This window comes from Micromonospora jinlongensis (assembly GCF_013410645.1).
GTDB classification, from domain to species: domain Bacteria; phylum Actinomycetota; class Actinomycetes; order Mycobacteriales; family Micromonosporaceae; genus Micromonospora; species Micromonospora zamorensis.
Window position 1 is genome coordinate 413050 of record NZ_JACCHK010000001.1, and the last position, 25706, is coordinate 438755.

Below are 25706 nucleotides of genomic sequence, written 5' to 3' on the forward strand. Positions count from 1 at the left end.
CGATGACCCGACGACTGACGGCTGCGCTGGCGGCGTTCCTGCTCACGGTGATCCCGTGGGCCGCGACGCCCGCCTCCGCCGCCCCGCGCGTCGCGGAACAGGTGTTGACCTGGACCGCCGACGGCGACATCACCCGCTACAAGTCCGCACCCGCCCAGGCGGTGGCCGGCGAGACCACGATCATCTGGGAGAACAGCGAGGCCACCGGCAACACCATCGGGATGCCGCACACGCTGACCTTCGACACCAGCACCGAGGGCTACAACCACGACGTCACGCTGAACATCCTGGCCAGCCCGTTCGACGCCAACAACGGCCGCCACCAGGCGACAGTGACGCTCACCCCGGGCCGGTACCGCTACTTCTGCTCGATCCCGGGGCACAGCCAGATGGTCGGTGAGCTGGTGGTCACCGACGGCGGTGGAGGCGGCGACACCACGCCGCCGACGGTGACCGCCGCCGTGGCCGGTGACCGCGACAGCGACGGCAACTACCTGGGCGCGGCCACGGTGACCGTGACGGCCACCGACACCGGTTCCGGTGTGGAGACCGTCGAGTACCAGGTCGACGACACCAGCTTCCTGCCGTACACCGAGCCGGTGCGGGTGACCGCGATCGGTGACCACTCGGTGCAGTTCCGGGCCACCGACCAGGACGGCAACGTCAGTGCGGTCGGCTCCGTGTCGTTCCGGATCGTCGAGCCGGGGGAGGACGACACCACCGCGCCGGTGGTCACGGCCGCACTGGCCGGCGAGCAGGACGGCGACGGCAACTACATCGGTACGGCCACCGCCACGCTGACCGCCACCGATGCCGGATCCGGTGTCGCCACCATCGAGTACGCGTTGGACGGGGCAGCCTTCACCGCGTACACGAATCCGATCGTCGTGAACGCGGCCGGGATGCACATGCTGCACTACCGGGCCACCGACGTCGCCGGTAACACGTCGGCGGAGCAGATGTCCCACTTCACCGTCGTCGCCCCGCCGGAGGAGGACGACACTCCGCCGGCCGTGGCCGCCGCGGTGACCGGCGAGCGCAACGGCGACGGCGCGTACGTCGGTGCCGCGACCGTCACCGTCACCGCGACCGACGCCGGCTCCGGCGTGGCGTCGGTCGAGTACGCGCTCGACACCGGGGGCTGGACCGCGTACGCCACCCCGGTCACGGTCCGCGCCACCGGCGCGCACACCCTGCGGTACCGGGCGACCGACGCCGCCGGAAACGCCTCCACCGAGCAGTCGACGACGTTCACCGTGGTGGCGGACGGCACCGACGCCTGCCCCGGGTCCGACACCCGGGCCACAGTGGTCATCGACGGTGACGACACCGGGGTCGGCAACGTCGACACCGGCGACGGCTGCACCATCAACGATCTGATCGACGAACACGCCGACTACCCCGACCACGCCCACTTCGTCCGGCACGTCGAGGCGGTCACCGCCGCGCTGGTGGCCGGCGGAACGCTCGACCGGCGGCAGCAGGGCGCCATCGTCCGGGCCGCGGCCCGATCGGACGTCGGCGCATGAGTCCTCGAATCTCATCGACAGGGAGTACAACGATGCCCGGACGTACCGTCGCCAAGCTGGCCACCGTGAGCGCCGTCATCGCCGCCTCGGTGCTGGCCGTGGCACCCACCGCCCACGCCGACCTGGTCACCCACTGCATCGGCACCGGTGGGGCGGTGACCGTGCCCAACGACCTGTACGTGCCGGCGGGCGAGTCCTGCGCGCTCACCGGCACCACGATCACCGGCAACGTCACCGTCGCGGCCGGCGGCAACCTGGTGGTGACCGGTGGGCGGGTCAGCGGCGAGGTACGCGTCGCCGCGGACGGCTATCTCGACGCCACCGACACCACCGTCGACGGCCAGGTGGTGCTGGCCGCCGGCGGGTACGGCATCTTCCTCAAAGACGCCCAGACCGGCACCGTGACCGTGCGGCCGAAGGGCAGCGCGACCATTGACAGCTTCCTGTTCGCCGAGGAGTCGACGGTCGCCGGGAACGTCACCGTCGGCGCGGGTGAGGTCCGGCTCGACCGGGGCACCCAGGTGCAGCGCAACCTCAGCAGCACCGGCACCTACTACACCGACCTGCACGACTCGTTCGTCGACGGCACGCTGTCGGTGCTCAACAGCGCCACCGGCAGTGTCGTGTGCGGCAGTGCGGTACGCGGCAAGGCCACCTTCGCCGGCAACCTGGGCGGCGTGCAGGTCGGCCCGAACGGCGCCCTCGACAGCTGCGCCTCCGGTGGCTACTGGGGTGGGGACGTCAGCATCACCAGCACCACCGGTGGCGTCACCATCGACGACAACATCATCAACGGTCAGTTGACGGTGACCGGCAACGACCCGGCGGCCCAGGTGGCCGCCAACAACCGGATCCGTGGTGGCGTGACCGGCGACCAGGCGGCCACGACCACCAACCGGGCGGCACGGGTGGCCGCCGGGGACCGGGAGGACGCCGGTGACCAGCGGGCCGAGGTCCGCCGTACCTCGGCGGTGCAGGAGGCCACCGCGGCCGGCGTCGCGAGGCTCTAGACGAGGGAGTCCTGACCTGGCTGGGGCGGTGGGCGCAGCCGGCGGCCGTCGGTGACCGTCAGTCACCTCCGTTGGGGAGGATGCGGTAGTGAGCGATATACCTCAGAGTCATATTCATACCTCTGAGGTATATCGCTCAACAGCACATCGACATAGCGGGCCAGCTGAAGCGCACGCTGTCCCCCTCTTGAGTAGGGAAGCACTCGTCCAGGCCCGTGGGGTGCAGGCGGTCAGGAGGAGGAGAGCAGGTTCCCCCCTTCGCTGCGTGATTTTCGGAAACAGCGCAGCGGGCAGTGGACGCGGAGAGAATTGCGGCCACGGAAAGCACGAGAGCCCGGGGGACGTTCGATGGAGTCGCGAAGGCGAATGGCGCTCGTGGTGGTGACCGTCGCGGCGGCACCGCTGCTTCTCGGGGGGTGCACTGTCGAGCGGAAACCCGTCGCCCGACCCGCCGAGCAGGTGGTGCCATCGCCCGAACTGACCCTCACGCCCGCCGACCTGTCCCGGGACGTGCCGCTCAGCGCCGAGGTGGCAGTGCACGTCAAGGGCGGGACGATCACCGCCGTGCGCATCGCCGACGACGAGGGCGTGCTGGTCGGTGCGGCACCACGGGAGGACGGCTCGACGTGGGTGCCGACGGCGCCGTTGCAACCACAGCGCACCTACACGGCCGAGGTGACCGCCACCGGCGACTCCGGACGGGCCACCACCCGCACGACGACCTTCACCACCATGCCGGCGTCGACGAAGCCGCAGGTGACAAGCACGCTGTACTTCGCCGACAAGCAGACGTACGGCACGGCCATGCCGGTGACCCTCGCTTTCGATCCGCCCATCGCCAAGGCGAACCGCGCCGACGTCCAGCGCCGGTTGTTCGTCAGCACGAACCCACCGCAGCCGGGTGCCTGGTCCTGGGTGGATGACGGCAGTCAGGTCTACTACCGCGCTCCGGACTTCTGGCGGCCGGGCACGACCATCAGCGTCCGGGCCGGCCTGGAGGGCCTGCCGATCGGCAAGAACCACGTCGGTGACGCCGACCGCACCGCGACGTCCACGATCGGGCGGCAGGTGGCAATCGAGGTCGACAACGCCACCAAGCAGATGCGCGTGCTGCGCGACGGCAAGCTGATCCGCAGGATCCCGGTCAGCCTCGGCAAGCCGAGCACGCCGACCTCCAGCGGCAAGATGGTGATCATGGAGAAGCACCAGCGCACCACGTTCGACACGCGCGGCGAGCCGAACGGCGGCTACGTGGTGAACGTCCAGGACGCGCAACGGCTCACCTGGGGCGGCGAGTTCATCCACGGAGCGCCCTGGTCGGTGTCGGACCAGGGGCACCGCAACGTCTCGCACGGCTGCACGAACATTTCGGCGGCCAACGCCGACTGGCTGATGGGCGTCACCCAGGTCGGTGACCTGGTCACCTTCACCGGCACCGAGGTCCGGCTGCAGCCTGGCAACGGGTGGACGGCCTGGAACACCAGTTGGGACCAGTTCGTCAAGGGCAGCGCACTGCCGGTACCCCCCGCTCTTCGACCGGCTCCGACCCCGGTGCCGCACGCGGACGCGGTCGGCGGCGGTTCGCCGACGCCGGGTCCCGCCGCCTCCGGCGGCTGAACCCGCAGGTGTCCGGCTAGCTGCGCGGCGGGTCGGTGGCCGTGGCTCAGGCCGGGGCGAGTTCCGGGACGCCGTAGTGCTGGTCGAGGACCTGCATGGCGGCACCCGCGGCGATGACGTCGGCGCCGAGGCTGGACAGGGTCACCCTCGTGGTGAGCCAGTCCGCGCGTCGCGCGTCGGCCTGGACGGCCTCGGTGACCGCCGTGAGATAGGTCCGCGAATGCCGTAGGAGATCCGCGCCCGCCAGCACCACGTGGGCGAGGTCGAGTGTCTGGAGAAGGTTGACCACGCCCACCGCCACGACGCGGGAGGCCAGGTCGATGTCTCCGGCATCGGTGGCCTGGTTGTGCACGATCTCCAGGCACCCGTGGCGACCGCAGACGCAGCGAGGTCCGTTCAGGTCGACGACCGTGTGGCCGAATTCGCCCGCGTTGGTGTGCGCGCCCCGGTGGGCCGTGCCGCCCAGCCAGAATCCGCCACCGATGCCGGACTCGATCATGATGAGTGCCGCGTCGCCGAACGTGGCGCCGTGGCGCCAGGCCTCGGCCGTGATCCCGGCGGTGACGTCCTTGTCGAGGTGGACGGGCAGGCCGAGGAGTTTCTCGGCGATCTCGCGCAGCGGTACGTCGTGCCAGTGCCGCAGGCCGTGGGCGTCACGGACCAGGCCGTGGGCGTGGTCCAGCGGGCCGATCATGCCGATGCCCACCCCGGTGAGCCGGCCCCGAAGGTCGCTGCTGCCGGTCATCGCGTCGATGCCGGCCGTCAGGGCGTCGAGAAGCTGCTCCGGGGTGAAGTCGCCGGGCAGTGGGCTGACCATCGAGTGGCGCACGGTGCCGGCCAGGTCGACCAGGACCAGCCGCAGGGTGCGCCGGGCCACGTGCGCGCCGATCGCGTAGCGGCTGTCGGGGACGAGTTCGTAGACGACAGCGGGCTTGCCGATGCCCGTACGGCGCACACCGGCGGGACGGATCAGGCCGTCGGCGCTCAGACGGGCGATGACCTTGGAGACCGCCTGCGGTGTCAGCCCGGTGGCCTCGACCACGGTCGACCGCTCGAACGTTCGAACGGTGCGCCCCAGTGCCATGACCCGTGCCTGGTTGTAGCCGCGCAGGAACCGCACGTCGGCAGTGATGCGAGTCATCTCACCACCCTATTACGCAACGCTGTTGCTAAATTTTTCCGGTGATCGAGTTGAGCAGAGGTCGACGGGTGGCGGCATTGGTCGCGCTGGCACTGGGTGGCGTCGCGATCGGCCTGACCGAGTTCGCGGCGATGGGCCTGCTGCCCGACATCGCGCGCGGCCTGCTCCCGCAGGAGTACGCCCGGTCGTCCTCGGACGCGGTTGCCCGAGCGGGATGGACGATCACCGCCTACGCTCTCGGCGTGGTCGTGGGCGCGCCCCTGATCGCCGCGCTGAGCGCCCGCCTACCCCGCAAGAAGCTCGTGCTCGGGTTGCTCGCGCTCTTCGCCGTCGGCACTGTCGCCTCCGCGATCGCCCCCACGTTCGACCTGGTGCTGGTGGCCCGGTTCGCTGCGGCGTTGCCGCACGGGGCGTACTTCGGGGCGGCCGGTCTGCTCGCGGCGACCCTGATGGGCCCCGGCAACGAGGCCCGGGGCTTCGCCACAGTGCTCAGCGGCCTGACCGTGAGCAACGTGGTCGGCGTACCCCTCATCACCCGGCTCGGGCAGGCGGCCGACTGGCGCGTCGCGTACCTGGTTATCGCCGGTGTCTTCCTGCTCACGCTGCTGGCGGTGCTGGCGGTCGTGCCGGAGGTCGCCGCGACGGTGGACGGCTCACCGGCCGCCGAGCTGAGGTCGCTGCGGTCCTCGCAGGTCTGGCTTGTCGCGGCGACGGGGGCGGTCGGGTTTGCCGGGTTCTTCGCGGTCAACACCTACATCGCCCCGGTCACCACCGACGTGGCCGGCCTCTCGGCCACGACGGTGCCGTGGGCTCTGGTCGCGGTGGGGCTCGGGATGACCGTGGGAAATGCCCTGGGTGGCTGGTTCGCCGACCGTGACCTGCAACGGAGCATGGTCATCGGCTTCGTGGCGATGACCGTGAGCATCGCCGCGTTCAGCCTCGTCGCGTCGACACGGGTCGGCCTCTTCGTCGGCGCGTTCCTGGTCGGCGCGACCAGCCTCTACCTCGGGCCGGTCCTACAGGCGCGCCTGATCACGGTCGCCCCCCGAGCACAGATGATGGGCGCGGCGCTCAACCAGTCCGCCATGAACATCGCGAACAGTCTGGGCGCGGCCCTGGGCAGCGTCGCCATCGCCGCCGGGCTCGGTTACCTCGCGCCGGCCCGGGTGGGCGTCGTCCTGGCGATTGCCGGGCTGGCCCTGGGGATGGTGAGTTTCGCCGTCGGACGCCGTACGCGTGAGCGGGTCCCGGCCACCGTCGCGAGCTGACGGGGCCGGGCTGCCCGCGACCGGGTCAGAAGTCGTCGACGCTGACCGTCACGCGATGGGCACTCGATCTCCAGTTCGGCAGGTTGATCACGTCGTACCCGCCGCCGCGTTGACCCACGGTGATCCGCACCAGGCCGAGGTGCGCCGGCGCCGACGGGATGAACAGGTCCACGCCGGTGATGAAGGTCTGGCTGAAGAACTCCGGCAGCGGCGCGGTCAGATCGGTCACGCCGTCGCTGGCGTCGTCGAACGCGAAGATGGCGATCGTCCGCTTGACCCGCGGCGTGTTCGCCGCGTTCAGGACATCCCGGCCGTTGATCCAGAGGTTGTCACCGGAATCGCCCTGGTCACCCCACCACTCCTTCTGGCGTTGGATCGTCAGCGCGGTGTGCCGGTCGCTGGTGTCCACCAGCGCGCCGAGCCCTTCGCCGGGAACGCTGGTCGCCAGGCGGACGAACGAGTCCGAGCGGAGGAACGGCTGGGAGTAGAAGTGGTGCGTCGGCGCGCCGGAGCGCACGATCGCGAACTCGTAGCGGGCCGTGGCGAGCACCGGGACGGGACCGAACGCGCCGTCGCCAGTCAGGGGCAGCCGATGAGTGGGTCGGTCCGACAATCGACCGCCGGTCAGCGAGTTGACCGGGTAGACCTCCAGGGTGGCGTCGGTGACGCCGACGTTGCTCGGGAAGAGCACCGCGCGACCGGAGACCTGGGCCGTGCCGAAGAGTTGCGGCACGATCCGCGTCGTGTGTGGCGCGCGACCCCGAAGGAAGCGGAAGATCTCGCCGAACGACTCCGCCGACGACACGGTCTGCGTGTGGGACTGGTCCGGGAGGTGCACGTTCGTCGCACCGACGATGGCGCGGGCCGGATCGCCCTCACCCCAGATCGCGAGCGTGGGCACACCGCCCGGCGTGGACGTCGCGGTGCGCCCGTCCAGGTTGACGTAGTGCGCGACCCGGGCGGCACGCGCCGGTGAGCTGGTGAGGTAACCCTGCAGGACGAAGGTGCCCAGGGAGTGCGCGAGCAGGTCGACCCTGTCCGCGCCGGTCGTCGTCAGCAGGCGGGAGATCCGCGCGTCGAGCCCCGCGTACACCTGGGGGAGGATCGTGGCGATGTTCGGCGAGTCGTACTCGTGGGCCTCGATGATGTCGATCGGGTAGCCGTTGCTGGCGAGACGTTTGGCCTGGGTCTGGAACTGTGCGGCCGACCCGGCGCTGCCGTGCACGAAGATCACCGGGCGGTACGTCGGCGTGGCGGCGGCGTCGGCAGCGCGCGGAACGGGAGCGACGGACAAGCCGACGGCGAGGGCGCCTCCGGCCAGCACGCAGAGCAGTCTCCGGCGGAACGTGTGCATCGGTCCTCCACCCTGAGCGACAAAGTATGTGCACTGTTAGCGCAAGTATCGTGTCAGGGTGAGGCGCGGCGGTCCACACCTTCTCGGTCAGTTGACCTCTTTGGCGAGCAGGTCGCCGACAGCGGCCCGGACCGGGTCGGGGTTCGCCCAGCTCCAGTTGGGATGCGCGCGGTTGGTGAGCAGGGCCAGGACGAGTCTGCGGCCCGGGTCGACCAGGAGCGAGGGGCCGGCGAAACCGGTGTGGCCGAACGTCCGGGCCGAGGCGAGCCGACCCATGAACCAGCTCTGGTTGAGCACGACCCCCAGACCGTGGGCGGCGGTCCGATTGGGCCGCTCCGGGTCGACGGCGGGTTTCCCGGAGTTCTGGTTGGTGAGCATCCGGCGTACGGTCGCCGCCGCGAGGACCCGCCTGCCCTGGTGGGTGCCCCCGTCGAGGAGCATCTGACCGATCACCGCCAGGTCGGTGGCGGTGGCGAAGATGCCGGCGTGACCGGCCACACCGCCGAGGTGGTTGGCGACGTCGTCGTGGACGGTGCCCCGGAGCAGACCCCGCGACGAGCGGGCGTCGGTGGCGACGAGACGACCGGCCTTCGCGCTGCTGGACAGCCAGGTGTTCGGGTTGAAGCCGGTGTCGCGCAGGCCGAGCGGGCCGGTGAGGCCGCTCTTGAGCGCCTGGTCGAGACGCTGGCCGGTGACCTTCTCGACGATCTTGCCGGCGACCATGAGCCCGACGCTGGAATAGCGGAACGTGTTGCCGGGCACGGCACCGGAGACCAGCCCGGTGGTGAGCACGGCGTTCCAGCGAGCCGCGTTGTCGGCAAGCCCGGTGACCTTGGCGCCGACGGGCAGACCGCTGGTGTGGGTGAGCAGCATCTCGACGGTGATCCGCTCGGTGCCCGCGCCGGCGAAGGCGGGCAGGTAGTCGCGGACCGGCGCGCCCAGGTCGACGCGTCCCTTGTCGACCTGCTGCAACAGCAGGATGGCCGTGTACACCTTCGTGACCGAGGCGAGGTCGAAGACGGAGTCGGGGCGCATCTCGACGCGCTGGCTCGCCGCGAGCAGCTTGGGGCCCGCGCCGTAGCGCAGCGCCTCCCCGACCGCGGTGTGCACGGTGGTCTTCCCGTCGACCAGGACGACGGCGACAGCACCGGCGAAGCCCTTGTGCTGGACGGTCTGCGGTGTGGCGGGCAGGTGCCGCCGCAGCAGCGCGGTCACGTCCTGCGCGTAGCGGGCCTGCCCGGCCGGCGCGGCGGCGCCGCTCGGGGACGCGGCGGCGCTCGGTGAGCCCGACGGCGACGTGGCGTTCCCGGCCCCGCCGAAACCCACCCTGTTCCCGGCGGCGTCGGTCGCGGTCACCGCGTCACCGGGACCGGCCACACCCGGGTCCGGCGGGCCACTGTCGCCGCACCCGGCAATGGCGGAGGCGGCAGCGGCCAGGCTGGCCCCGAGCAGAGTACGACGCGCAACGAGCATGCCGGAGATCGTGACAGTTGGCCCGGGCGCGCGCCAACCGAGCCGTCCGAACGTCGATGTCGTCCGCCGCATCGGTCAACAGTTGGTCACCTTGTGGACACGTCCGGTCGACGACTGACGCTTGTGCGACGATCGGCGGGCATCACGCCGAACGACCGTCCACCGGACCGACCGCGCACCGAACGCTGGCGGGCACGGCGGAGGGCACCACACCTCGCATCCCTTGGAGAGCACGATGTCCCTCTCCCCATCCCGGGTCTTCGCAGAGCTGAACGCGGCTCGACCCCCTGACCAGGCCGCCCCGATGATGGGTACGGCCGTCGTGGTCGGTGGCAGCGTCGCCGGCCTGCTGGCCGCCCGGGTGCTGTCCGATCACGCCGACAGCGTCGTCATCATCGACCGGGACGACCCCCAGGTGGCCGGCGCGCGGCCCGGCGTACCCCAGGGAACGCAACTGCACGCGCTGCTGCCCGGCGGTCTCCTCCAGCTGGAGCGCCTGTTCCCGGGATTCCGCGAAGAGGCGCTGGCGCACGGGGCGATCGAGGCGCCACCCGAAGCCCGACGCAACTACCTCGACGGCCGCGCGAAGGTCGTCGTCCCCGACGACGCCGACAGCCTGGCGGGCAGCCGGCCGCTGCTGGAGGGCCTGATCCGTCAGCAGGTGCTGCGGCTTCCCAACGTCAAGACGGTCACCACCCGAGCCACCGGCCTCGTGTTCGAGGGCAGCGCGGTCACCGGTGTGCGCTGCGAGGTCGGCGGGGTGGTCGGCGTTGAGAGGGGCGACCTCGTGGTGGACGCCATGGGGCGGTCGAGCCGACTCTCGGACTGGCTGGAGCAGGCCGGCTGGGACCGGCCGGTCACCCGGCGGATGACCGTGCACCTCAACTACGCGACCGCCCTGTTCCGGCGCCCGGCGGTCACCCCGCCCTCGACGGTCGTGCTGGCGCTGCACACCCCGAAGATGGGGCTGGACGTGGCCGGGGCCGCGTTCTTCGCCATTGAGGACGGCCGGTGGATGGCCATGATGGCTGGTTACGGCAACGACCGCCCGGGGCGCACCGCGGAGGACTTCGTCCGCCGTCTGCGGGAGCAGTTCCCACCCGAGTTCGGCGAGGTCGCCAATCAGGAGATGCTCGGCGACGTTCAGACCTACCACCATGCCGACAGCCGGCGACGGGACTTCCACACGCTGAAGCGGTTTCCGGCCGGCCTGGTCAGCGTCGGCGACGCCGTCGCGTCGTTCAACCCGGTGTACGGGCAGGGGATGACGTCGGCGGCCCTGCACGCGGCCTGCCTGTCGATGTATCTGCGGTCCGGCCCCGATCTGCGGGCGCCCGCGCACCACTTCCTCGCGCTGCAACAGGTCGTGGTCGACGCGGCGTGGTCGATCTCGACCTCCGCCGACCTGGCGTTGCCCCACGTCGACGGGCCCTACCCGCGCGGCTACCGGATCTCCAGTTGGGCGAGCCGGCAGATCATCGCCGCCACTGTCACGGACGTGGCGACCGCGCGCCGGTTCAACGACGTCGTCTCCATGCGCGAGCACCCACGGGCGCTGGCCCGGCCCGGCGTGCTCCTCGGCGCGCTGCGCGCCAACCGACGCGCGCGCTGACGACCCCGCACCTGAGCACTGACGACCCGGCGGCCTCGTGACGAGGCCGCCGGGTCCGATCGTCTAGCGGGGGAGCTTGCGCAGGACGTCGACGACGAAGCGGTGGTCGTCGAGCTGCGGCAGCCCGGAGACACCGACCCAGCCCACCACGCCGGTGCCACGGACGCGCAGCGGCACCGCGCCACCGGCCGCCGCGTACCGCGAGGCCGGCAGGCCGTACCTCTCGGCCAGCGTCACCTGCTTGTCCTGGCACAACCGGGCCATGTACAGCGACGAGTGCTCGAACCGCATCACGACCCGACCCTTGCGGCGCAGCCACGCGTCGTTGTCGGCCGTCGATCCCGGCAGGCCACAGTGGAACAGCTGGCGCCCGGCCCGCCACACCCCGACCGAGACCGGCAGCCGCTGCTCGGTCGCGGCGGTGACGGCTAGCATCCCCAGCTCGTACGCGTCCGTCTCGGACAGACCCGCGAGCTCCAGTTCGCCCTCCTCGCGTATCAGCTCGTCCAGGGTCGGCCACGCGTCACGGTCAGCTGACATGTTTCTTCTCCTCGTCGAACAGGGCGATCACCAGGCGCAGGGCGCGTAGTCCTTCAGGAAACAGCCGTACAGGTCCTCGCCCAGCTCGCCGCGGACGATCGGGTCGTACACCCGGGCCGCGCCGTCGACCAGGTCCAGTGGGGCGTGGAAGCCCTCGTCGGCCAGTCGCATCTTCGTGGGGTGGGGGCGCTCGTCGGTGATCCAGCCGGTGTCGACGCTGGTCATCAGGATGCCGTCGGTCAGCATCTCCTCGGCGCTGGTGCGGGTCAGCATGTTCAGCGCGGCCTTGGCCATGTTGGTGTGCGGGTGCCCCGGCCCCTTGTAGCCCCGGCCGAACTGGCCCTCCATCGCCGACACGTTCACCACGTACTTGCGGCGGGCCGCCGCCGCGGCCATCGCCGGGCGCAGCCGGCTGACCAGCACGAACGGCGCGGTGACGTTGCACAGTTGCACCTCGAGCAACTCGACCGGGTCCACCTCCTGCACCCGCTGGACCCAGCTGTTGACCGAGTCGAGGTCCGGTACGAGGCCACCGGCGTCGATGGCCGTGGACGCCGCGATGCGTTCCGGCGAGGCGGAACCGCTGGTGAGTGCCAGTGCGGTGAGCGCGTGCGGGGTGAGCGCCGTCGACTGTGGCGCGGCGGTCAGGCTCCCCACCGGGCCACCCTGGCCGTCCGGCTTGGCGAAGGTGATCAGCTCCGGCAGCGGGCCGTCCGGCAGGGCCGCGGCCTCCGCGGCGACGAGCTGCGCGTACGCCCCGGGGGAGCGGCGGACGGTCTGCGCCGCGTTGTTGATCAGGATGTCGAGGGGGCCCTGGCTGCTGACCGAGTCGGCGAGGGCGATCACCTGGGCGGGGTCGCGCAGGTCGATCCCGACGATGCGCAGGCGGTGCAGCCAGTCCCCGCTGTCGGGCATCGCGGCGAACCGGCGGACCGCGTCGTGCGGGAACCGCGTGGTCACCGTCGTGTGGGCGCCGTCGCGCAGCAGCCGCAGAGCGATGTACATGCCGATCTTGGCCCGGCCGCCGGTGAGCAGGGCGCGCCGGCCGGTCAGGTCGGTACGGGCGTCGCGGCGCTCCCGGTTGAGCGCGGCGCAGGACGGGCAGAGCTGGTGGTAGAAGGCGTCCACCTCGCGGTAGCGCTGCTTGCAGACATAGCAGCCGCGTGGGTTGTGCAGGAAGCCCGCCGTCTCGCCCGCGACGGAGGTCGCGAGCGGGATGCCCTGGGTCTCGTCGTCGATGCGTCCCGGAGCGCCGGTGGCGGTGGCCTCCGTCACCGCCCGGTCGGCCGCGAGGATGGCGTCCCGCCGTTCCTCGCGTCGCCTCTGCTTGATCACCTTGTAGAGCCGCGCGGTGGCCCGCTGCACCCGCACCACGTCGGGATGGTCGGAGGGCAGCGCCTCCAACGCCTCGAAGACGCTGAGGCAGGCCTCCAGCCGGCTTCGGTCAATGCCGTCCTGACCGTTTTCGGTAATTTTGTCCACCGTCATGCGTCGTTGTCTCGTCCCGTATCCTGCCGGATCCAACCGGCTCGCCCCACGTCCGACCCGAAACTGTACGCACCGTGCGGCCCGCGACGCACCTCGTGCGTCAGTTGGCGTCGGCGTGGCCGAGGCGCCAGTAGCCCATGAAGGCCACCGCCCGCCGGTCCAGACCTCGCTCGGCGACCAGGTGCCGGCGCAGTGTGCGGATCACGCCGGCCTCCCCGGCCAGCCATGCGTACAGGGGCGCCGCGGCCACCTCGTCGGGCACCTCCCAGAGGATCTCGGTGTCCACGTCCACGTTTGGGACGGGCTGCGTGGTCGCCGACGCGCGGGGGACCAGCAGTTGGTCGGCGGCGACGGCGACGGCGGGCACCAGGCGGCTGCCGTACCCGTCGACACCCCGGGTCATCCAGCGGACCTCGACGCCGGGGGGCGCCACCAGCGGCAGCAGGTCGTCGGCGTCGGGCACCTCCAGCAGAACCACCCCCCGGGTGTCGAGGGGCAGTCGCTCGCAGATGCTGCCGATCGCCGGCACGGCGGTCTCGTCCCCGGCCAGCAGCAGGCAACTCCCGGCCGACGGTCGGAACTCGACCCCGCCGTGGTTGCCGTCGTAGCCGGAGTCCGGCCCGACGATGGCGATCTGGTCGCCGGCGCCCACCCGCCGGGCCCAGCGGGTCGCCGGCCCGCCGTCACCGTGCAGCACCAGGTCGACGTCGACCTCGGCCAGGTGCGGCCGGACAGCCCGCACGGTGTAGGTGCGGATCGGGTTACGCCGGTGCTCGGGCAGCGCCCGCCACTGCGCGTACCAGTCCGCGCCCTCGGGGAGATCCACCCCGTGCTGGCCGGGTAGCGGCAGCGCCAACTTGATGCGCTGGTCGTAACCGTTGTCGGCGAAGCGGTCGAGGTCCACTCCGGTGAAGGTCACCCGGAGGAAGGACGGGCTGAGTCGGCGTACGGCACGGACGGTGACGGTGAACACGCGCCACGGGGCGATGGGCAGGGTGTTGGTCATGGGGTGCCTCTCCGGGTTCGGTCCGGCGTCTACCGGGGGTTGTTCGTCTTTGCGCGCGACCGCCACAGCAGCCAGACGAAGTACGGGGCGCCGATCATGGCGGTGACCAGGCCGGCGGGAATCTGGGCCGGAGCGATGAGCGTCCGTCCGACGGTGTCGGCGATGCTGACCAGCGCCGCGCCGAGCAGCGCGGCCACCGGGAGCACCCGGGAGTGCCGGCCACCGACGAGCGCCCGGGCGGCGTGCGGGGCGACCAGCCCGACGAAGCCGATGACCCCGACGGCCGAGACGGCGGTGGAGGTGAGCAGCGCCGCCGCGCCGAGCGCGACCAGCCGGGTGCGTTCCAGGGGGACGCCCAGCACCCGGGGAGTGTCGTCGTCCAGCGCCATCAGGTCGAGTTCGCGACGGGCGGCGACCACGGCCGGGGTGAGCACCAGCAGGGCGATCAGCACCGGCAGCACCTGGGTGGGCATCCGGCCGTAGGTGGAGCCGGACAGCCAGGTCAACGCCTTGCCGGTGTTCCACGGGTCGAAGGCGACGACCAGGTAGGTGATGACCGCCATGCCGCCCTGCCAGGCGCCGAAGCCGATCAGCACCAGTCGGTCGGAGCTCAGCCCGCCGCGCCAGGCCAGGCCGTACACCAGGGCGAAGGCCAGCATCGCGCCGAGCCCGGCGACACCGGAGACGGCCCACACCCCGGCCAGCGGCACGAAGGTGAGCAGTGAGACGGCCCCCAGCCCGGCGCCGGCGGTGATGCCGAGGATGCCGGGCTCGGCCAGCGGGTTGCGGCAGACCGCCTGCACGGTGGTGCCGGCCACCGCCAGCGCCGCGCCGGCCAGGACCGCCGCGGCGACGCGCGGCCACCGCTGGTCCAGCACAAAGGTGTACGCGGGCCCGGTGCTGCCGTTGAGCCAGTTCAGCACGTCACCGAGCAGCACCCAGGTGTCACCGGCGAGCATGCCGACCGCCACGGCGCCGACGGTCAGTACGGCGGTGACGGTGAGGACACCGCGGTGGAAGGCGGCGGAGCGGACGGCCGCGTGGCCGCCGGGCGGGCGGCGGGTGGGGCCCGCGTCGCGGTGCCGGCGGGCGAGCCAGATGAGGATCGCCGCGCCGAACAGGGTGGTGACCACGCCGGTGGGAATGTCGACACCGGCCTGCCCGCCCATGACCGCGCGCAGCAGCACGTCGGAGCCGAGGACGATGATGACCCCGGCGATGCCGGACAACGGCAGCAGGATCCGGTGCCGGTGCACCCCCGGCACCACGGGGGCGAGCAGCCGGACGATCACCGGGGCGCACAGGCCGACGAAGCCGACCGGGCCGGTGAGGGTGACGGCCGCGGCGGACAGCAGCACGGCCAGCACCATGACGCTTAGTCGGGTGCGCCGCACGTCGAGACCGAGCACGGTGGCGGTGTCGTCGCCGAGGGCGAGGATGTCGAGGCGGTGCCCGAGCAGCATCAGCACGACGATGGCGCCGACGATCACCGGGGCCAGTTGGGTCAGCGCCGTCAGGTCGCTCTGCACCAGCGAGCCGTTGCCCCAGGCGAACAGACCGATGGTGGCCTGCTCGAACAGGAGCAGCAGCAGGGTGGTCACCGACCCGAGGGCCAGCGCGGTCGCCGAGCCGGCGAGGATGAGTCGGGTGGTGCCGGCCTGCCCACCGGAGGACATCGCCATCACCAGGCCGGCGGCGGCGAGCCCTCCGCAGAAGGCGAGGCCACCGGCGGGCAGCGCGGGCAGCGAGACGCCGAACGCGGCCACGGCGACGATCGCCAGGTGGGCGCCCGCGTTGACAGCGAGGGTGTCGGGGGACGCGAGTGGGTTGCGGGCGATCGACTGCAACGCGGCGCCGGCGAACCCGAGCGCGACGCCGATGGCCAACCCGGCGAGCAGCCGAGGCAACCGGGAGGCGATCAGGACACGGGCCGCCTCGTCGTCGGCGCCCGTCGCGAGCCGCAGCAGGTCGAGGGCGCCGACCGTCGAGGTGCCCTGGGTCAGGTGCACCGCGCCGACCACGAGCAGCAGCAGGATCGCGGCGACGAAGACACCGACGACGCGAGGCATGGTCGGGCGTCCGCCCGGAGCCGGCCGGGTGGCCGGCTCCGGACGTGGGGGTGCGCTCAGCACGCTCACACCGCGTACGTCTTGACGAGTTCGTCGATGTACTGCCTGCCGGAGATCGGGCCGCCGAAGGTCCACATGCCGTTGGGCATCTTGCGCACGTTGCCCTTCTGGACGAAGGGCAGCGACTTCCAGATGGCGTTGCCGGCGAGACCGTCGGCGAACACGTCGTCGCCGTCGGAGGCGTTGTAGAAGAAGCGCAGGTTCGGGTCCTTGAGGACCGTCATGCCCTCGACGTCGGTCTGACCGAGGCCCCACGCCTCGTCGACCTTGCCGGTCCAGGCGTTGGTGAGGCCGAGCTGGGTGCCGATCTCGGAGACGAAAGAGCCCTTGCCGAACATCCGGATGCTGACGGTGCTGCCCTCCTTCCAGCCGTCGGCGAAGGCGAACGGCCGGCCGGCGGCACCCGCGTCGGCGATCTTCTTCTTGCCGTCGGCGATGGCCGCCTCGAAGTCGGCGAGCAGCTTCTCCGCCTCGGTGGTCTTGCCGACGGCCTTCGCGATCATGTTGAGGTCCGCGCGCATCCGGCCGAGGTTGTCGGTGGCGTCACTGCCCTTGGCGACCACGACGGGGGCGTACTTCTCCAGCTGGCTGACCATGTTGGCGCCCCGGTCGTCCTCCATCACGATGAGGTCGGGCTGGAGGGCGACGATCGAGTCGACGCTGGGCTCGCCGCGCGTACCGACGTCCTTGACACCCGGGTCGAGCTTCGCGGAGGTGACCCAGGTGCCGTAGCCCTTGGGGTCGGCGACACCGACGGGCATGACGCCCAGGCTGACCAGCATCTCGACCTCGCCCCACTCGAGCCCGACGACCTTGGTCGCCGGGGCCTTGAGGGTGATCTCCTTGCCGCGGCTGTCGGTGAGGGTGACCGGGCCACCGGCCGCCGAGGAGGAGGTCTCGGGGGCCGCGGCGTTCTCGGTGGTGCCGCAGGCGCCGAGCGTCAGCGCGGCCACGACGGCGAGGAGGGCAGTGAAACGGGTACGGGTCATGACGGTCTTTCTCTGCTGGGGATGAGGGGTGTTCAGACCAGGGCGCGGATCGCGTGCCGCCCGACCGGGCGGGTGGTGACCAGTCCGCTGATCGGATCGGTGGTCACCTCGATGCGGATCCCGTAGGTCTCGGTGAGGGCGTCCTCGGTGAAGACCGCCGCGGGGGTTCCGGTGGCGCGCACCCGGCCCTGTTGCAGCAGGACCACCTCGTCGGCCACGGCGGCTGCCTGGTTGAGGTCGTGCAGCACGACGCCGACGGCGACGTTGTGGTCGTCCGCGAGGTCACGGACCAGGTCGAGGATCTCCACCTGGTAGCGCAGGTCGAGGAACGTGGTGGGCTCGTCGAGCAGCAGCACCGGGGTGTCCTGGGCCAGACAGGTGGCCAGCCACACCCGCTGCAACTCGCCGCCGGACAGCTCGTCGACGGGTCGATCGGCCATCGCGGCGACGCCGGTGACGTCCATGGCGCGGGCGATGGCCGCCGGACCGTTCGGATCCTCCGCGCGCCAGCGCCCCCGGTAGGGGTGGCGGCCGTATCCCACGACGTCGTGGACGGTGACCCCGCTGGGCACCGGCCGGCTCTGGGCGAGCAGCGTGACCCGACGGGCGAACTCCCGGGACGGGAGGCTGGCGGCGGCGATGCCGTCGGCGAGGTGGACCACGCCGGACTGGATCGGGTGCAGCCGGGCCAGGGCCCGCAGCAGGGTGGACTTGCCGCTGCCGTTGGGCCCCACCAGCGCGGTCACGGCACCCGCACGAAGGCTGATCATGGCACCGTGCACCACCGGCACACCGTGGTAGCCCAGACGGAGGTCGACGCCGGACAGGCTGCGCTCCCCGTTGGCCGACGCCAACTCGCTCTGCATTAGGTGAGGCTAACCTAAGGAAATGCCCGCGTGTCAAGCCGGTCCCTCAGCCGAGGTCCGCGGGGAGAGCGTCGGTGGTCGGGTCCGTGCACGCGTGGGGGATGCTGGTTCCGTGCAGATCACGACCCTCGGCCCACTCGCCGTTGACGGCCGACCGGTCCGGGGTGAACGGCTCGCCGCGGTGATCCGCGTACTCGTCGACGCGCGTGGACGGGCGGTGTCCACGAGCCTGCTCATGGACGCCGTGTGGGACGGCGCGCCACCCGACGACGCGACCGGCGCCGTCCAGGCGCTCGTGTCCCGGGTACGTCGTCTCGGTCTGCCCGTTGTCGCGGTGCCCGGCGGGTACCGGCTGCCCGCCGAGGAGATCACCGTCGACGCGGTCGAGGCGCGCGCGCTCGTCGACCGGGCGCGCGCCGTGCTCCAGGCCGGCGACGCCGGTGCCGCCCGCAGCACTGCCGATCAGGCGCGAGCCCTGTTCCCCGAGGTCCCCGAACTCGACACCGCAGAGGACACCCGCCTGTTCGCGGACGTCGCCGCGCTGCGCGCACAGGCGGCACTCGCCGGCGCGGGCCCGTTCGACGAGGTCGACCTGGGTCGGCTCGTCGCGCGTACACCGCCGGACGAGCCGTCCGCCGCCCTGCTCGTGCGGGTCCTCGCCGCTCAGGGGCGGGAGGCGGAGGCGCTGGAGGTGGTGGAGAGACTCCGGGTCGAACTGGCCGACCGGTACGGCACCGACCCGTCACCCGTGATCACACAGGTCCACCTGGCGCTGCTGCGCGGCGAGCTGACCACCCCGGCCGTCGAGCCCACGCCCCGGCAGCCGATGCGGATCGCCCTGCCCGCCGCGTGGCGTCGGCCGATGACCGCCCTCGTCGGCAGGGAACGCGATGTCGCGGCCGTGGTGGAGGGACTCGCCGACGCGCCGCTGGTGACGATCGTGGCAGCCGGCGGTGCGGGCAAGACCCGTCTTGCCGCCGAGGTGACGCGTCGCGCGGCGGCGGCCGGGCGATCGGTACGCGTGATCGAACTGGCCGGCCTGCGCTCGTCCGACGAGGTGCTGCCCACGGTGCTCGCGGCCCTCGGGGGCGCGGACACGTCGGCGACCGGCGGCAACCTGGGCCTGGAGCGGCGGGTGCTCAGCCCCGAGGAGCGGCTTCGCGCCGTGGCACCCGACCTCGACGGGTTGGTCGTGCTGGACAACTGCGAACACGTCCTCGACGCGGTGGCCACCGTCGTCGCGGACCTGGTCGCGGTGACCTCGCCCGAGGTCACCGTGCTCGCGACGAGCCGGGCACCGCTGGGCCTGGCCGGCGAACTGGTCCACCGGCTGACCGCCCTGCCGGACAGCGACGCACTCGCCCTGGTCGAGACCCGGGCGAGGGCCGGTGGCGCGGTGCCCACCTGGGACACGGCGCGGGCACTCGCTCTGTGCCACCGGCTCGACAACCTGCCGCTGGCACTCGAACTCGCCGCCGCGCGACTGCGCAGCATGCCGATCGACGACGTCCTCGCCGGCCTGAGCGACCGCTTCGCGCTGCTCGACGACGCCCTGCGCGGCCTGCCAGAGCGGCACGCGAGCCTGTGGGCGATGGTCGACTGGAGCAGGGAGTTGCTCGCCGAGGACGACCGTCACCTGCTCCAGCGGGTCGCGGTCATCCCCGCGCCGTTCACCGCGGACCTCGCCGCGGCGGTCGCCCAGACTTCGGACGTCCGTCGTGGCCTGGCGAACCTCGTGGAACAGTCCCTGTTGACCCTGGTCGAGGGGGACGGTCCGCCGCGCTACCGGATGCTCGAGACGGTCCGTGAGTACGGCGAAGCCCGCCTCGACGCGGCCGGTGCACGGGGTCTGGCCATGGGCGGCCTGGTCGAGTGGGCGCGGGAGCAGGCGGTCGCGCTCGCCGACCAGTTCGTCGGCCCCGGTCAGATCGACGCGCTCACCCGCTGCGCCGACGAGCAGGACAACCTGGTCGCGGGTCTGCGCTGGGCACTCGGCCAGGACGACGAGCCGGCCGCCGTCGAGATCGCCACCGCGCTGTTCCACCTCTGGGCGGTTCGGGGACTGCACCTGGAGGTGTCCGGGTGGGCGGCGGGTCTGCTGCACGTCGAGGACCCGAAGCGACGGCTCCACTCGGCGATCACCTACGGTCGTCGCAGCGGGAGGCCGCTGCCCGACGCCGACCGGCTGGCCTGGATGTGCCTGTTGATCGGGGTCAACGCCGGCATCAGCGGCGACCTCCGGCTCGCCGTGCTCGCCCGTCGGGCACTTCGGACAGTCCTCGCCGAACGGCCGGACGAGGTGTCGTCCCGGTTGACCGTGCTCGCGACGGCGCTACCCCTGTTCGACGCCGTCGACCCGGAGGAGAGCATGAAGGGCACCGTCGACATGGTCGGGCACCCCGATCCGTACGTGCAGGGGCTCGGCCTGTTCGCCCGCGCCGCGGTCCGGGAGAACGGTGGCATGTACGAGGCGTCGATCGTCGACGCCGAGCAGGCCTACCGTCGTTTCGAGATGGCCGGTGACCAGTGGGGCATGGCGATGGCGGCGGGTGCCGTCGGGCAGTTCCTGGTGCCGGGCAAGGGTGCGCGGTCCGCCGAGTGGCTGGCGCGCAGCGTCCGCCACATGGAGCTGATCGGTGCCACGCAGGATGCCCGGTCCATCCGGGTGCGGCTGGACGTGCAGCTCGCCCTCGCCGGCGACCCGGACGCCGAGCGGCGACTGGTCGAGACGGCGGCGCCGGGCGAAGCCGAGGCCGTGGACGCCGCGGTGGCGTGCCTCGGGCTGGCTCACGTGGCGTGGCAGCGCGAGCGGTACGACGAGGCCCGGGCGTACGGCGACGGGGTGATCCGCATCCTGGCCGGCTGGACCGGCCCGCCGCCACAGCCCCGCGCCATGCTCCGGGTCGCGGTGGCGGTCCTGCACCTGCGGGTGGCGCAGGTGCGACCGGTGCCGGGAGAGAACGCCGACGCGCGCGCGGTCGCCGCGCTGATCCTGGCCAGCGACGAGGCGCTCTCCTCGCGGGACCTGCCGGTCATCGGGGCGTGGGCGCAGGGCGGAGCCGAACTCGCTGCGCACCGGGGCGACGTGGCGGCCGCTCGCGAGTTGTTCGCGTTAGCAACGCGTATCGGCGCCCACGCCGGGACGTTCTTCCCACCCGGCGACGCCGAACGGCTCAACGCCGCCCTCGGAGACGAGGAGCAGCGTGAGCCGTTGGTGGCCGCGTGGCGCGGGCGGTCGGTCTCCGCGACCGTCGCCCGGGTCCGCGAGCTGATGGACGACCTGCTCGCCTAGGCCGCCAGTGCCGCGGCGATCGCTCTGATGAGGATCTGTTCTGCTCCGTCGGGAGAGGCGGCGGTGGGTTTTCCTTTGAGGTGCCCCAACCAGCCGTAGACCGTCATCGAGCCGCCGGCGATGCCAGGGAAGTCGGTGTCGATCCCGCCGGCGTACGTCGCGGGCCTCCGCAGCAGTTCATCGCTGGGCAGGTACGCGGGCACCTCGTTCGCGTAGCCGGCGAACATCAGTTGGCTCGACGTGCCGTATCGCGCCCGGAAATAGACGGCGTATCCGGACACGATCTCGCCGCCGGCCAGCAGCAGTCGAAGGTCCGGGCTGCCGGCGAACCTCCAGGACTGCACGGGCACCGGAATTGAGGTCGCAAACGTGCCGGCGTCGATCTGCGCGATCATTTGCCGCGCGTGCCGCCGGTAGTAACCCGGCAGGGAGAGATTGTTCGACCGCACGGCGTAAGCCGCGGACACATCCCGAAGATTGCCCGCGGTCAGCGTCACATCCAGCGGCAGGCTCACCTCCCGGTAATGGCTCGTCGTCGGGCCGGCGACCGGCCGTCCCGGCCGCAGCAGCGCCGTCGTGACGGCCTGCGCGAGCTCGGCGCCCCGCAGACTCCGCTGGGCCCAACCCCGCGTGCCAGCAGGGTTCTGGTCGCCGGCTGGCCCGAGAAGGAACTGGGCGAAGGCGCCGGTCGTCTGCTCGATCCGGGTGACCGCGTCCCCCGGGTAGTCCGGGTCGAACATGGTCTGCGACCCCGCCACCACCGGATGGCACCCGTAGCTGAACAGCACGGCCAGCGGCTCACCACCCGGCGTACGAGCCGTCAGGACAGGCACGTCCGACTCGACGTACGGCAGACTTTCCCGGTTTTTCGAGAAGTGCTGGTCGACGACCTGGTAGTCGAGGGTGCACGCCGTTCGTGGGCCCTCAAGTGTGTCCCGGACCAGCTGCACGATCTTCGTGGCCAACTGCTCGCCGTAGGCACGCACCTGTGCCTGCAGAGTGGAGTTCATCGCGTACGAGATGAACGGGTCCAATTTGTCGGGGAGCACTGGACCGTTGTGGGTGTGCGTGGCCGTCAGCGCGAAGTTCTCCGACGCCAGGCCGAGAGCGAGCACCTGGCTGCGGATCGACCTGTGCAGGCCACGGGCGAAGCCGAGAACATCGGCGGTGACGATGACGTGGGGCACGCCCGCATGCCAGAGGATCGTGCACCGTGCGAACAGCGGGGCAGCCGTCCCGGTCGCCTTGCGTGGCTCGTCCACGCCGTAACCGGCCAGGTACGTGTCCACCGCCGGAGTGATATCCACCTTTCCGACGGACAGCTCGGTGCCCGCCGCACCCAGCGCGGAGCTGCCGAGGAGGCTCTGGCCAACCAGCGACGCGGCGACGATGGACCCACCGGTGAGCAGGCGGCGACGACCGACGGTCAGTCGCCGATCACTCGGTTTGTCGCCCTCGGCCGCCTGCGCCTGGAATTCCGATGTGGTGGCAGCCCTGACTCTGGACATGGTCATTCGGCAACGATCTCCCCCGTGAGACGCCGACGCGCAACCGCCGCCTCGCATCACCAGTGAATGCACAGCGACGGTTGTCAGTATTGAGTTGAGGGGAATCATGGCGGACGCCCCGACCCCGGTCAATGGTTCGCGCGGCGTGCAGCGGCACGCCGGCCCGGCCTGCGACCCCGCCGCATCTGTTCGATAGCGCGGGCTGGGCGCGGACTCTGGTCTATCGTGAGCGGGGAAGTGCCGGTGCGGCGTCCGGGACGGTGTGCTGGTGCCTTGCGGGTCCACGTTCCGGCCGGGCCAACGAACTCATCGGGAGCAGGGCATGGGCCTCATCCACATCGAGCTGTTCGCCACCCTCGACCTGGTCGGGCAGTCGCCCGGCGGCCCCGAGGAGGACCCGGAGGGGTTCGCGTTCGGCGGTTGGCAGGCGCCCCTGCTCGACGAGGTCGCCGGGGCGCAGGTCGCCGCCGCGTACGAGGGCACGGACGCCCTGCTGCTCGGCCGGCGGACCTATGACATCTTCGCCGCCTACTGGCCGCACCAGGAGGGCGGCGAGGACAACGCCATCGCCAACCTCTTCAACCGCATCCCCAAGTACGTGGCCTCCCGGGGCGCGCCCGACCTCTCCTGGGCCAGGTCCACACAGCTCGGCCCGGATCTGGCGGGCGCGGTGCGCGAGATCCGTGACCGCCACCAGCACATCAAGGTCGTCGGCAGCCTGAACCTGGTGCAGACCCTGCTGCGCGAGCAACTCTTCGACCGACTCGACCTCTGGGTGCACCCGATCGTGCTCGGCGTCGGAAAGAAGGTGTTCGACGGCGGCGCGGTGCCCACCAACGTCACGCTTCTCGAACCGCCGGTCGCCAGTCCGAAGGGCACCGTGTATCTGCGCTACGGGATCGCCGCCGGCACACCCCGGACGGGCGACATGTCAGCGCCCGATCGTGGTGTCGGGCGCGACGACTGACGCCGTCCGGGGTTGCTGCCGTCGGCGGTGCATCCGGCCGGGCCAGCATTCGGGCACGGCGTCGGCAGGTCGAGGTGCCGACGCCGTGACCAGGTCAGATCTTCTTGCGGTACGCGCGCAGCGCCAGCGGCATGAACAGCGCGACGAAGCCGGCGCACCAGGCGAGCGTCCACCACACGTGGTTGCCGACCGGCGTGCCGAGGAACAGTCCGCGTACCGACGCCACCAGGTGGGTCATCGGGTTGACGTCCACGAACGCCTGCATCCAGCCCGGCAGGGTGTCGGCGCCGACGAACACGTTCGACGCGAAGCTCAGCGGCATGATCAGCGCGAACATCAGACCCTGGACGGCACCCGGGGTGCGCACCTTCATCGACACCAGCACCGGCAACCAGCTCAGGCAGAGTGCGAACAGTACCGCGAGCAGACACCCGGCGATCGCCCGGAACGGGTCGGTCTCGATCCGGAAGCCCATCACGTAGCCGATCGCGAGGGTCGACACGGTGACGATGACGTACCGGACGACGTCGCCGAGGACCGCGCCGACAAGCGGTGCGGAGCGGGGGATCGGCAGCGACCGGAACCGGTCGAAGATGCCCTTGGCGATGTCGGTGTTGAGGTTGACGCCGATCGCGATGGCGCCGGTGGCAATGGTCTGCGCCAGGATGCCGGGCAGCAGGAACTGGAGGTAGTCGTGGGTCGATCCGGCGACCGCGCCGCCGAAGATGTACACGAAGATGATGAGGAACAGCACCGGTTGCAGCGTGACGTCGATGAGCGCCTCGGGCGTACGCCAGGTCTTGATGAGGCTGCGCTTGGCCAGCGCCAACGAGTGCCGGACCAGCCGGAACGGTCGCGGGTTCGGGGTCGTTGTCGAGAGTGCGCGGCTTCTCGTGGGCGCCGCGTCGATCAGAGTGCTCATGCCGCGACCTCCGTGAGGCGGGTGGTGTCATCGTCGGATGCCGTACGCCCGGTGAGGGTGAAGAACACCTCGTCGAGGCTCGGCAGGTGCAGGGAGAGTTCGGTGACCGCGATGCCGGCGGCGGCGAAGCGCGCGACGCTCTCGGTCAGGGCCGTGTCGTCGGTGACCGGCACCGCGAGCACGCCCTTGCGGATCTCGTCGGCCTGCCCGCCGGAGCCGACCTGGGTCAGGATCGCCGCGGTGCGGGCCAGTTGCGCCGGATCGGACGGCCGGACCTCAAGGGTCTGCCCGCCGACCACCCGCTTGAGCCCTTCGGGGGTGTCGTGCGCGATGACCCGGCCGTGGTCGATCACCGTGATCGCGTCGGCGAGCGCGTCGGCCTCCTCCAGGTACTGGGTGGTGAGCAGGACCGTCGAGCCGTTGCCGACCAGTGAGCGGACCACGTCCCACATGTCCTCGCGCTTGGCCGGGTCGAGCCCGGTCGTCGGCTCGTCCAGGAAGATCACGTCGGGAGAGCCGACCAGGCTGGCGGCCAGGTCCAGCCGCCGCCGCATGCCACCGGAGTAGGTCTTGGCCTGCCGGTTCGCGGCGTCGGTCAGGTCGAACCAGTCGAGCAGTTCGGCGGCCCGCCGCCGGGCGCCGGTGCGCCCCAGCTCCAGCAGGGTGCCGAACAGTTCCAGGTTCTGCCGTCCGGTCAGGTCCTCGTCGACCGAGGCGTACTGGCCGGTGAGGCCGATGCTCTGCCGGACGCGCTCGGCGTCCCGTACCACGTCGAAACCGCCGATTCGGGCGGTTCCGCCGTCCGGGGTCAGCAGGGTGGAGAGGATGCGCACGGCGGTGGTCTTGCCGGCGCCGTTGGGGCCGAGCACCCCGAGCACCGTCCCGCGGGGAACGGCGAGGTCCACGCCCTGCAGCGCCCTCGTCTTCCCGAAGTTCTTCACGAGGCCCTCGGCCTCGATCACCAGGTCAGTTGTCATGCGTGCAGCCTGCGCGGG

The 25706-nt window shown here is 71.6% G+C and carries 19 protein-coding genes; 7 read left to right on the forward strand and 12 right to left on the reverse strand.

Translation table 11 applies throughout. From position 1 onward, the window contains the following. Positions 1-2: 2 nt before the first annotated feature. From HNR22_RS01255 to HNR22_RS01265, 3 genes are all read left to right on the forward strand, one after another. A complete protein-coding gene (locus HNR22_RS01255) occupies positions 3-1529 on the forward strand; it encodes an OmpL47-type beta-barrel domain-containing protein (protein ID WP_179778618.1) in 1527 nt (508 codons plus the stop codon). A 32-nt stretch (positions 1530-1561) separates the two neighbouring features. After that, entirely contained in the window at positions 1562-2539 is a 978-nt protein-coding gene (locus HNR22_RS01260; protein WP_179778619.1) for a hypothetical protein, read from the forward strand. Positions 2540-2887: 348 nt separating this feature from the next. Continuing rightward, entirely contained in the window at positions 2888-4156 is a 1269-nt protein-coding gene (locus HNR22_RS01265) for a L,D-transpeptidase (RefSeq protein WP_246380598.1), read from the forward strand. A gap of 46 nt (positions 4157-4202) precedes the next feature. Here HNR22_RS01265 and HNR22_RS01270 read toward each other — a convergent pair whose 3' ends face one another. Beyond that, entirely contained in the window at positions 4203-5297 is a 1095-nt protein-coding gene (locus HNR22_RS01270) for an ROK family transcriptional regulator (RefSeq protein WP_179778620.1), read from the reverse strand. Between the two features lie 68 nt (positions 5298-5365). Between HNR22_RS01270 and HNR22_RS01275 the strand changes: the two genes are divergently transcribed. After that, on the forward strand, positions 5366-6565 hold the full coding sequence (locus tag HNR22_RS01275; RefSeq protein ID WP_343059635.1) for an MFS transporter: 1200 nt from the start codon (positions 5366-5368) through the stop codon (positions 6563-6565). 25 nt (positions 6566-6590) lie between these two features. On the opposite strand, the gene HNR22_RS01280 is transcribed toward HNR22_RS01275, so the two are convergent. Together HNR22_RS01280 and HNR22_RS01285 are read right to left on the reverse strand one after the other, a co-directional pair. Then, positions 6591-7919, reverse strand: a complete 1329-nt coding sequence (locus HNR22_RS01280; protein WP_179778622.1) for an alpha/beta hydrolase — start codon at positions 7917-7919, stop codon at positions 6591-6593. An 87-nt stretch (positions 7920-8006) separates the two neighbouring features. Beyond that, entirely contained in the window at positions 8007-9392 is a 1386-nt protein-coding gene (locus HNR22_RS01285; RefSeq protein WP_179778623.1) for a serine hydrolase domain-containing protein, read from the reverse strand. A 235-nt stretch (positions 9393-9627) separates the two neighbouring features. Here HNR22_RS01285 and HNR22_RS01290 point away from each other — a divergent pair, with 235 nt between their 5' ends. Then, the gene (locus tag HNR22_RS01290) at positions 9628-11004 is read left to right on the forward strand and encodes an FAD-dependent oxidoreductase (protein ID WP_179778624.1); all 1377 of its coding nucleotides are present in this window, start codon (positions 9628-9630) and stop codon (positions 11002-11004) included. A 63-nt stretch (positions 11005-11067) separates the two neighbouring features. Here the strand turns inward: HNR22_RS01290 and HNR22_RS01295 are convergent, their stop codons facing one another. The 6 genes from HNR22_RS01295 to HNR22_RS01320 form a co-directional block, all read right to left on the reverse strand. Next, positions 11068-11544: a heme-degrading domain-containing protein gene (locus HNR22_RS01295; RefSeq protein ID WP_179778625.1), complete on the reverse strand. Its 477-nt coding sequence runs from the start codon at positions 11542-11544 to the stop codon at positions 11068-11070. A 27-nt stretch (positions 11545-11571) separates the two neighbouring features. Continuing rightward, positions 11572-13032, reverse strand: a complete 1461-nt coding sequence (locus tag HNR22_RS01300; RefSeq protein WP_179778626.1) for an SDR family NAD(P)-dependent oxidoreductase — start codon at positions 13030-13032, stop codon at positions 11572-11574. Positions 13033-13132: 100 nt separating this feature from the next. Beyond that, a complete protein-coding gene (locus tag HNR22_RS01305) occupies positions 13133-14038 on the reverse strand; it encodes a siderophore-interacting protein (protein WP_179778627.1) in 906 nt (301 codons plus the stop codon). Positions 14039-14067: 29 nt separating this feature from the next. Then, positions 14068-16167, reverse strand: coding sequence for an iron ABC transporter permease (locus HNR22_RS01310; RefSeq protein WP_218906916.1), 2100 nt, complete (start codon positions 16165-16167; stop codon positions 14068-14070). A gap of 5 nt (positions 16168-16172) precedes the next feature. Then, positions 16173-17156, reverse strand: coding sequence for an ABC transporter substrate-binding protein (locus tag HNR22_RS01315; RefSeq protein WP_179778629.1), 984 nt, complete (start codon positions 17154-17156; stop codon positions 16173-16175). 32 nt (positions 17157-17188) lie between these two features. Further along, a complete protein-coding gene (locus HNR22_RS01320; protein WP_179778630.1) occupies positions 17189-18022 on the reverse strand; it encodes an ABC transporter ATP-binding protein in 834 nt (277 codons plus the stop codon). A 112-nt stretch (positions 18023-18134) separates the two neighbouring features. Here HNR22_RS01320 and HNR22_RS01325 point away from each other — a divergent pair, with 112 nt between their 5' ends. Beyond that, positions 18135-21314 carry a winged helix-turn-helix domain-containing protein gene (locus tag HNR22_RS01325; RefSeq protein WP_179778631.1) on the forward strand — a complete coding sequence of 1060 codons (3180 nt, stop codon included), beginning with the start codon at positions 18135-18137 and terminating at the stop codon, positions 21312-21314. Here HNR22_RS01325 and HNR22_RS01330 read toward each other — a convergent pair. Beyond that, on the reverse strand, positions 21311-22954 hold the full coding sequence (locus HNR22_RS01330) for a hypothetical protein (protein ID WP_179778632.1): 1644 nt from the start codon (positions 22952-22954) through the stop codon (positions 21311-21313). The genes HNR22_RS01325 and HNR22_RS01330 overlap by 4 nt on opposite strands. A gap of 190 nt (positions 22955-23144) precedes the next feature. On the opposite strand from HNR22_RS01330, the gene HNR22_RS01335 reads away from it, so the two are divergent. Then, a complete protein-coding gene (locus HNR22_RS01335; protein WP_179778633.1) occupies positions 23145-23789 on the forward strand; it encodes a dihydrofolate reductase family protein in 645 nt (214 codons plus the stop codon). A gap of 94 nt (positions 23790-23883) precedes the next feature. Here the strand turns inward: HNR22_RS01335 and HNR22_RS01340 are convergent, their stop codons facing one another. Together HNR22_RS01340 and HNR22_RS01345 are read right to left on the reverse strand one after the other, a co-directional pair. After that, positions 23884-24711, reverse strand: a complete 828-nt coding sequence (locus HNR22_RS01340) for an ABC transporter permease (protein ID WP_179778634.1) — start codon at positions 24709-24711, stop codon at positions 23884-23886. Continuing rightward, on the reverse strand, positions 24708-25688 hold the full coding sequence (locus tag HNR22_RS01345; RefSeq protein ID WP_179778635.1) for an ATP-binding cassette domain-containing protein: 981 nt from the start codon (positions 25686-25688) through the stop codon (positions 24708-24710). The genes HNR22_RS01340 and HNR22_RS01345 overlap by 4 nt, the downstream gene beginning before the upstream one ends. Between the last annotated feature and the right edge of the window lie 18 nt (positions 25689-25706).

Bases quoted from the DNA above. Each gene is read 5' to 3' on its own strand.
- HNR22_RS01285 (WP_179778623.1), bottom strand. From the start codon at position 9,392: ATGCTCGTTGCGCGTCGTACTCTGCTCGGGGCCAGCCTGGCCGCTGCC.
- HNR22_RS01305 (WP_179778627.1), bottom strand. From the start codon at position 14,038: ATGACCAACACCCTGCCCATCGCCCCGTGGCGCGTGTTCACCGTCACC.
- HNR22_RS01290 (WP_179778624.1), top strand. From the start codon at position 9,628: ATGTCCCTCTCCCCATCCCGGGTCTTCGCAGAGCTGAACGCGGCTCGA.
- HNR22_RS01340 (WP_179778634.1), bottom strand. From the start codon at position 24,711: ATGAGCACTCTGATCGACGCGGCGCCCACGAGAAGCCGCGCACTCTCG.
- HNR22_RS01265 (WP_246380598.1), top strand. From the start codon at position 2,888: ATGGAGTCGCGAAGGCGAATGGCGCTCGTGGTGGTGACCGTCGCGGCG.
- HNR22_RS01270 (WP_179778620.1), bottom strand. From the start codon at position 5,297: ATGACTCGCATCACTGCCGACGTGCGGTTCCTGCGCGGCTACAACCAG.
- HNR22_RS01345 (WP_179778635.1), bottom strand. From the start codon at position 25,688: ATGACAACTGACCTGGTGATCGAGGCCGAGGGCCTCGTGAAGAACTTC.
- HNR22_RS01260 (WP_179778619.1), top strand. From the start codon at position 1,562: ATGCCCGGACGTACCGTCGCCAAGCTGGCCACCGTGAGCGCCGTCATC.
- HNR22_RS01315 (WP_179778629.1), bottom strand. From the start codon at position 17,156: ATGACCCGTACCCGTTTCACTGCCCTCCTCGCCGTCGTGGCCGCGCTG.
- HNR22_RS01300 (WP_179778626.1), bottom strand. From the start codon at position 13,032: ATGACGGTGGACAAAATTACCGAAAACGGTCAGGACGGCATTGACCGA.
- HNR22_RS01255 (WP_179778618.1), top strand. From the start codon at position 3: ATGACCCGACGACTGACGGCTGCGCTGGCGGCGTTCCTGCTCACGGTG.
- HNR22_RS01320 (WP_179778630.1), bottom strand. From the start codon at position 18,022: ATGCAGAGCGAGTTGGCGTCGGCCAACGGGGAGCGCAGCCTGTCCGGC.
- HNR22_RS01295 (WP_179778625.1), bottom strand. From the start codon at position 11,544: ATGTCAGCTGACCGTGACGCGTGGCCGACCCTGGACGAGCTGATACGC.
- HNR22_RS01335 (WP_179778633.1), top strand. From the start codon at position 23,145: ATGGGCCTCATCCACATCGAGCTGTTCGCCACCCTCGACCTGGTCGGG.
- HNR22_RS01280 (WP_179778622.1), bottom strand. From the start codon at position 7,919: ATGCACACGTTCCGCCGGAGACTGCTCTGCGTGCTGGCCGGAGGCGCC.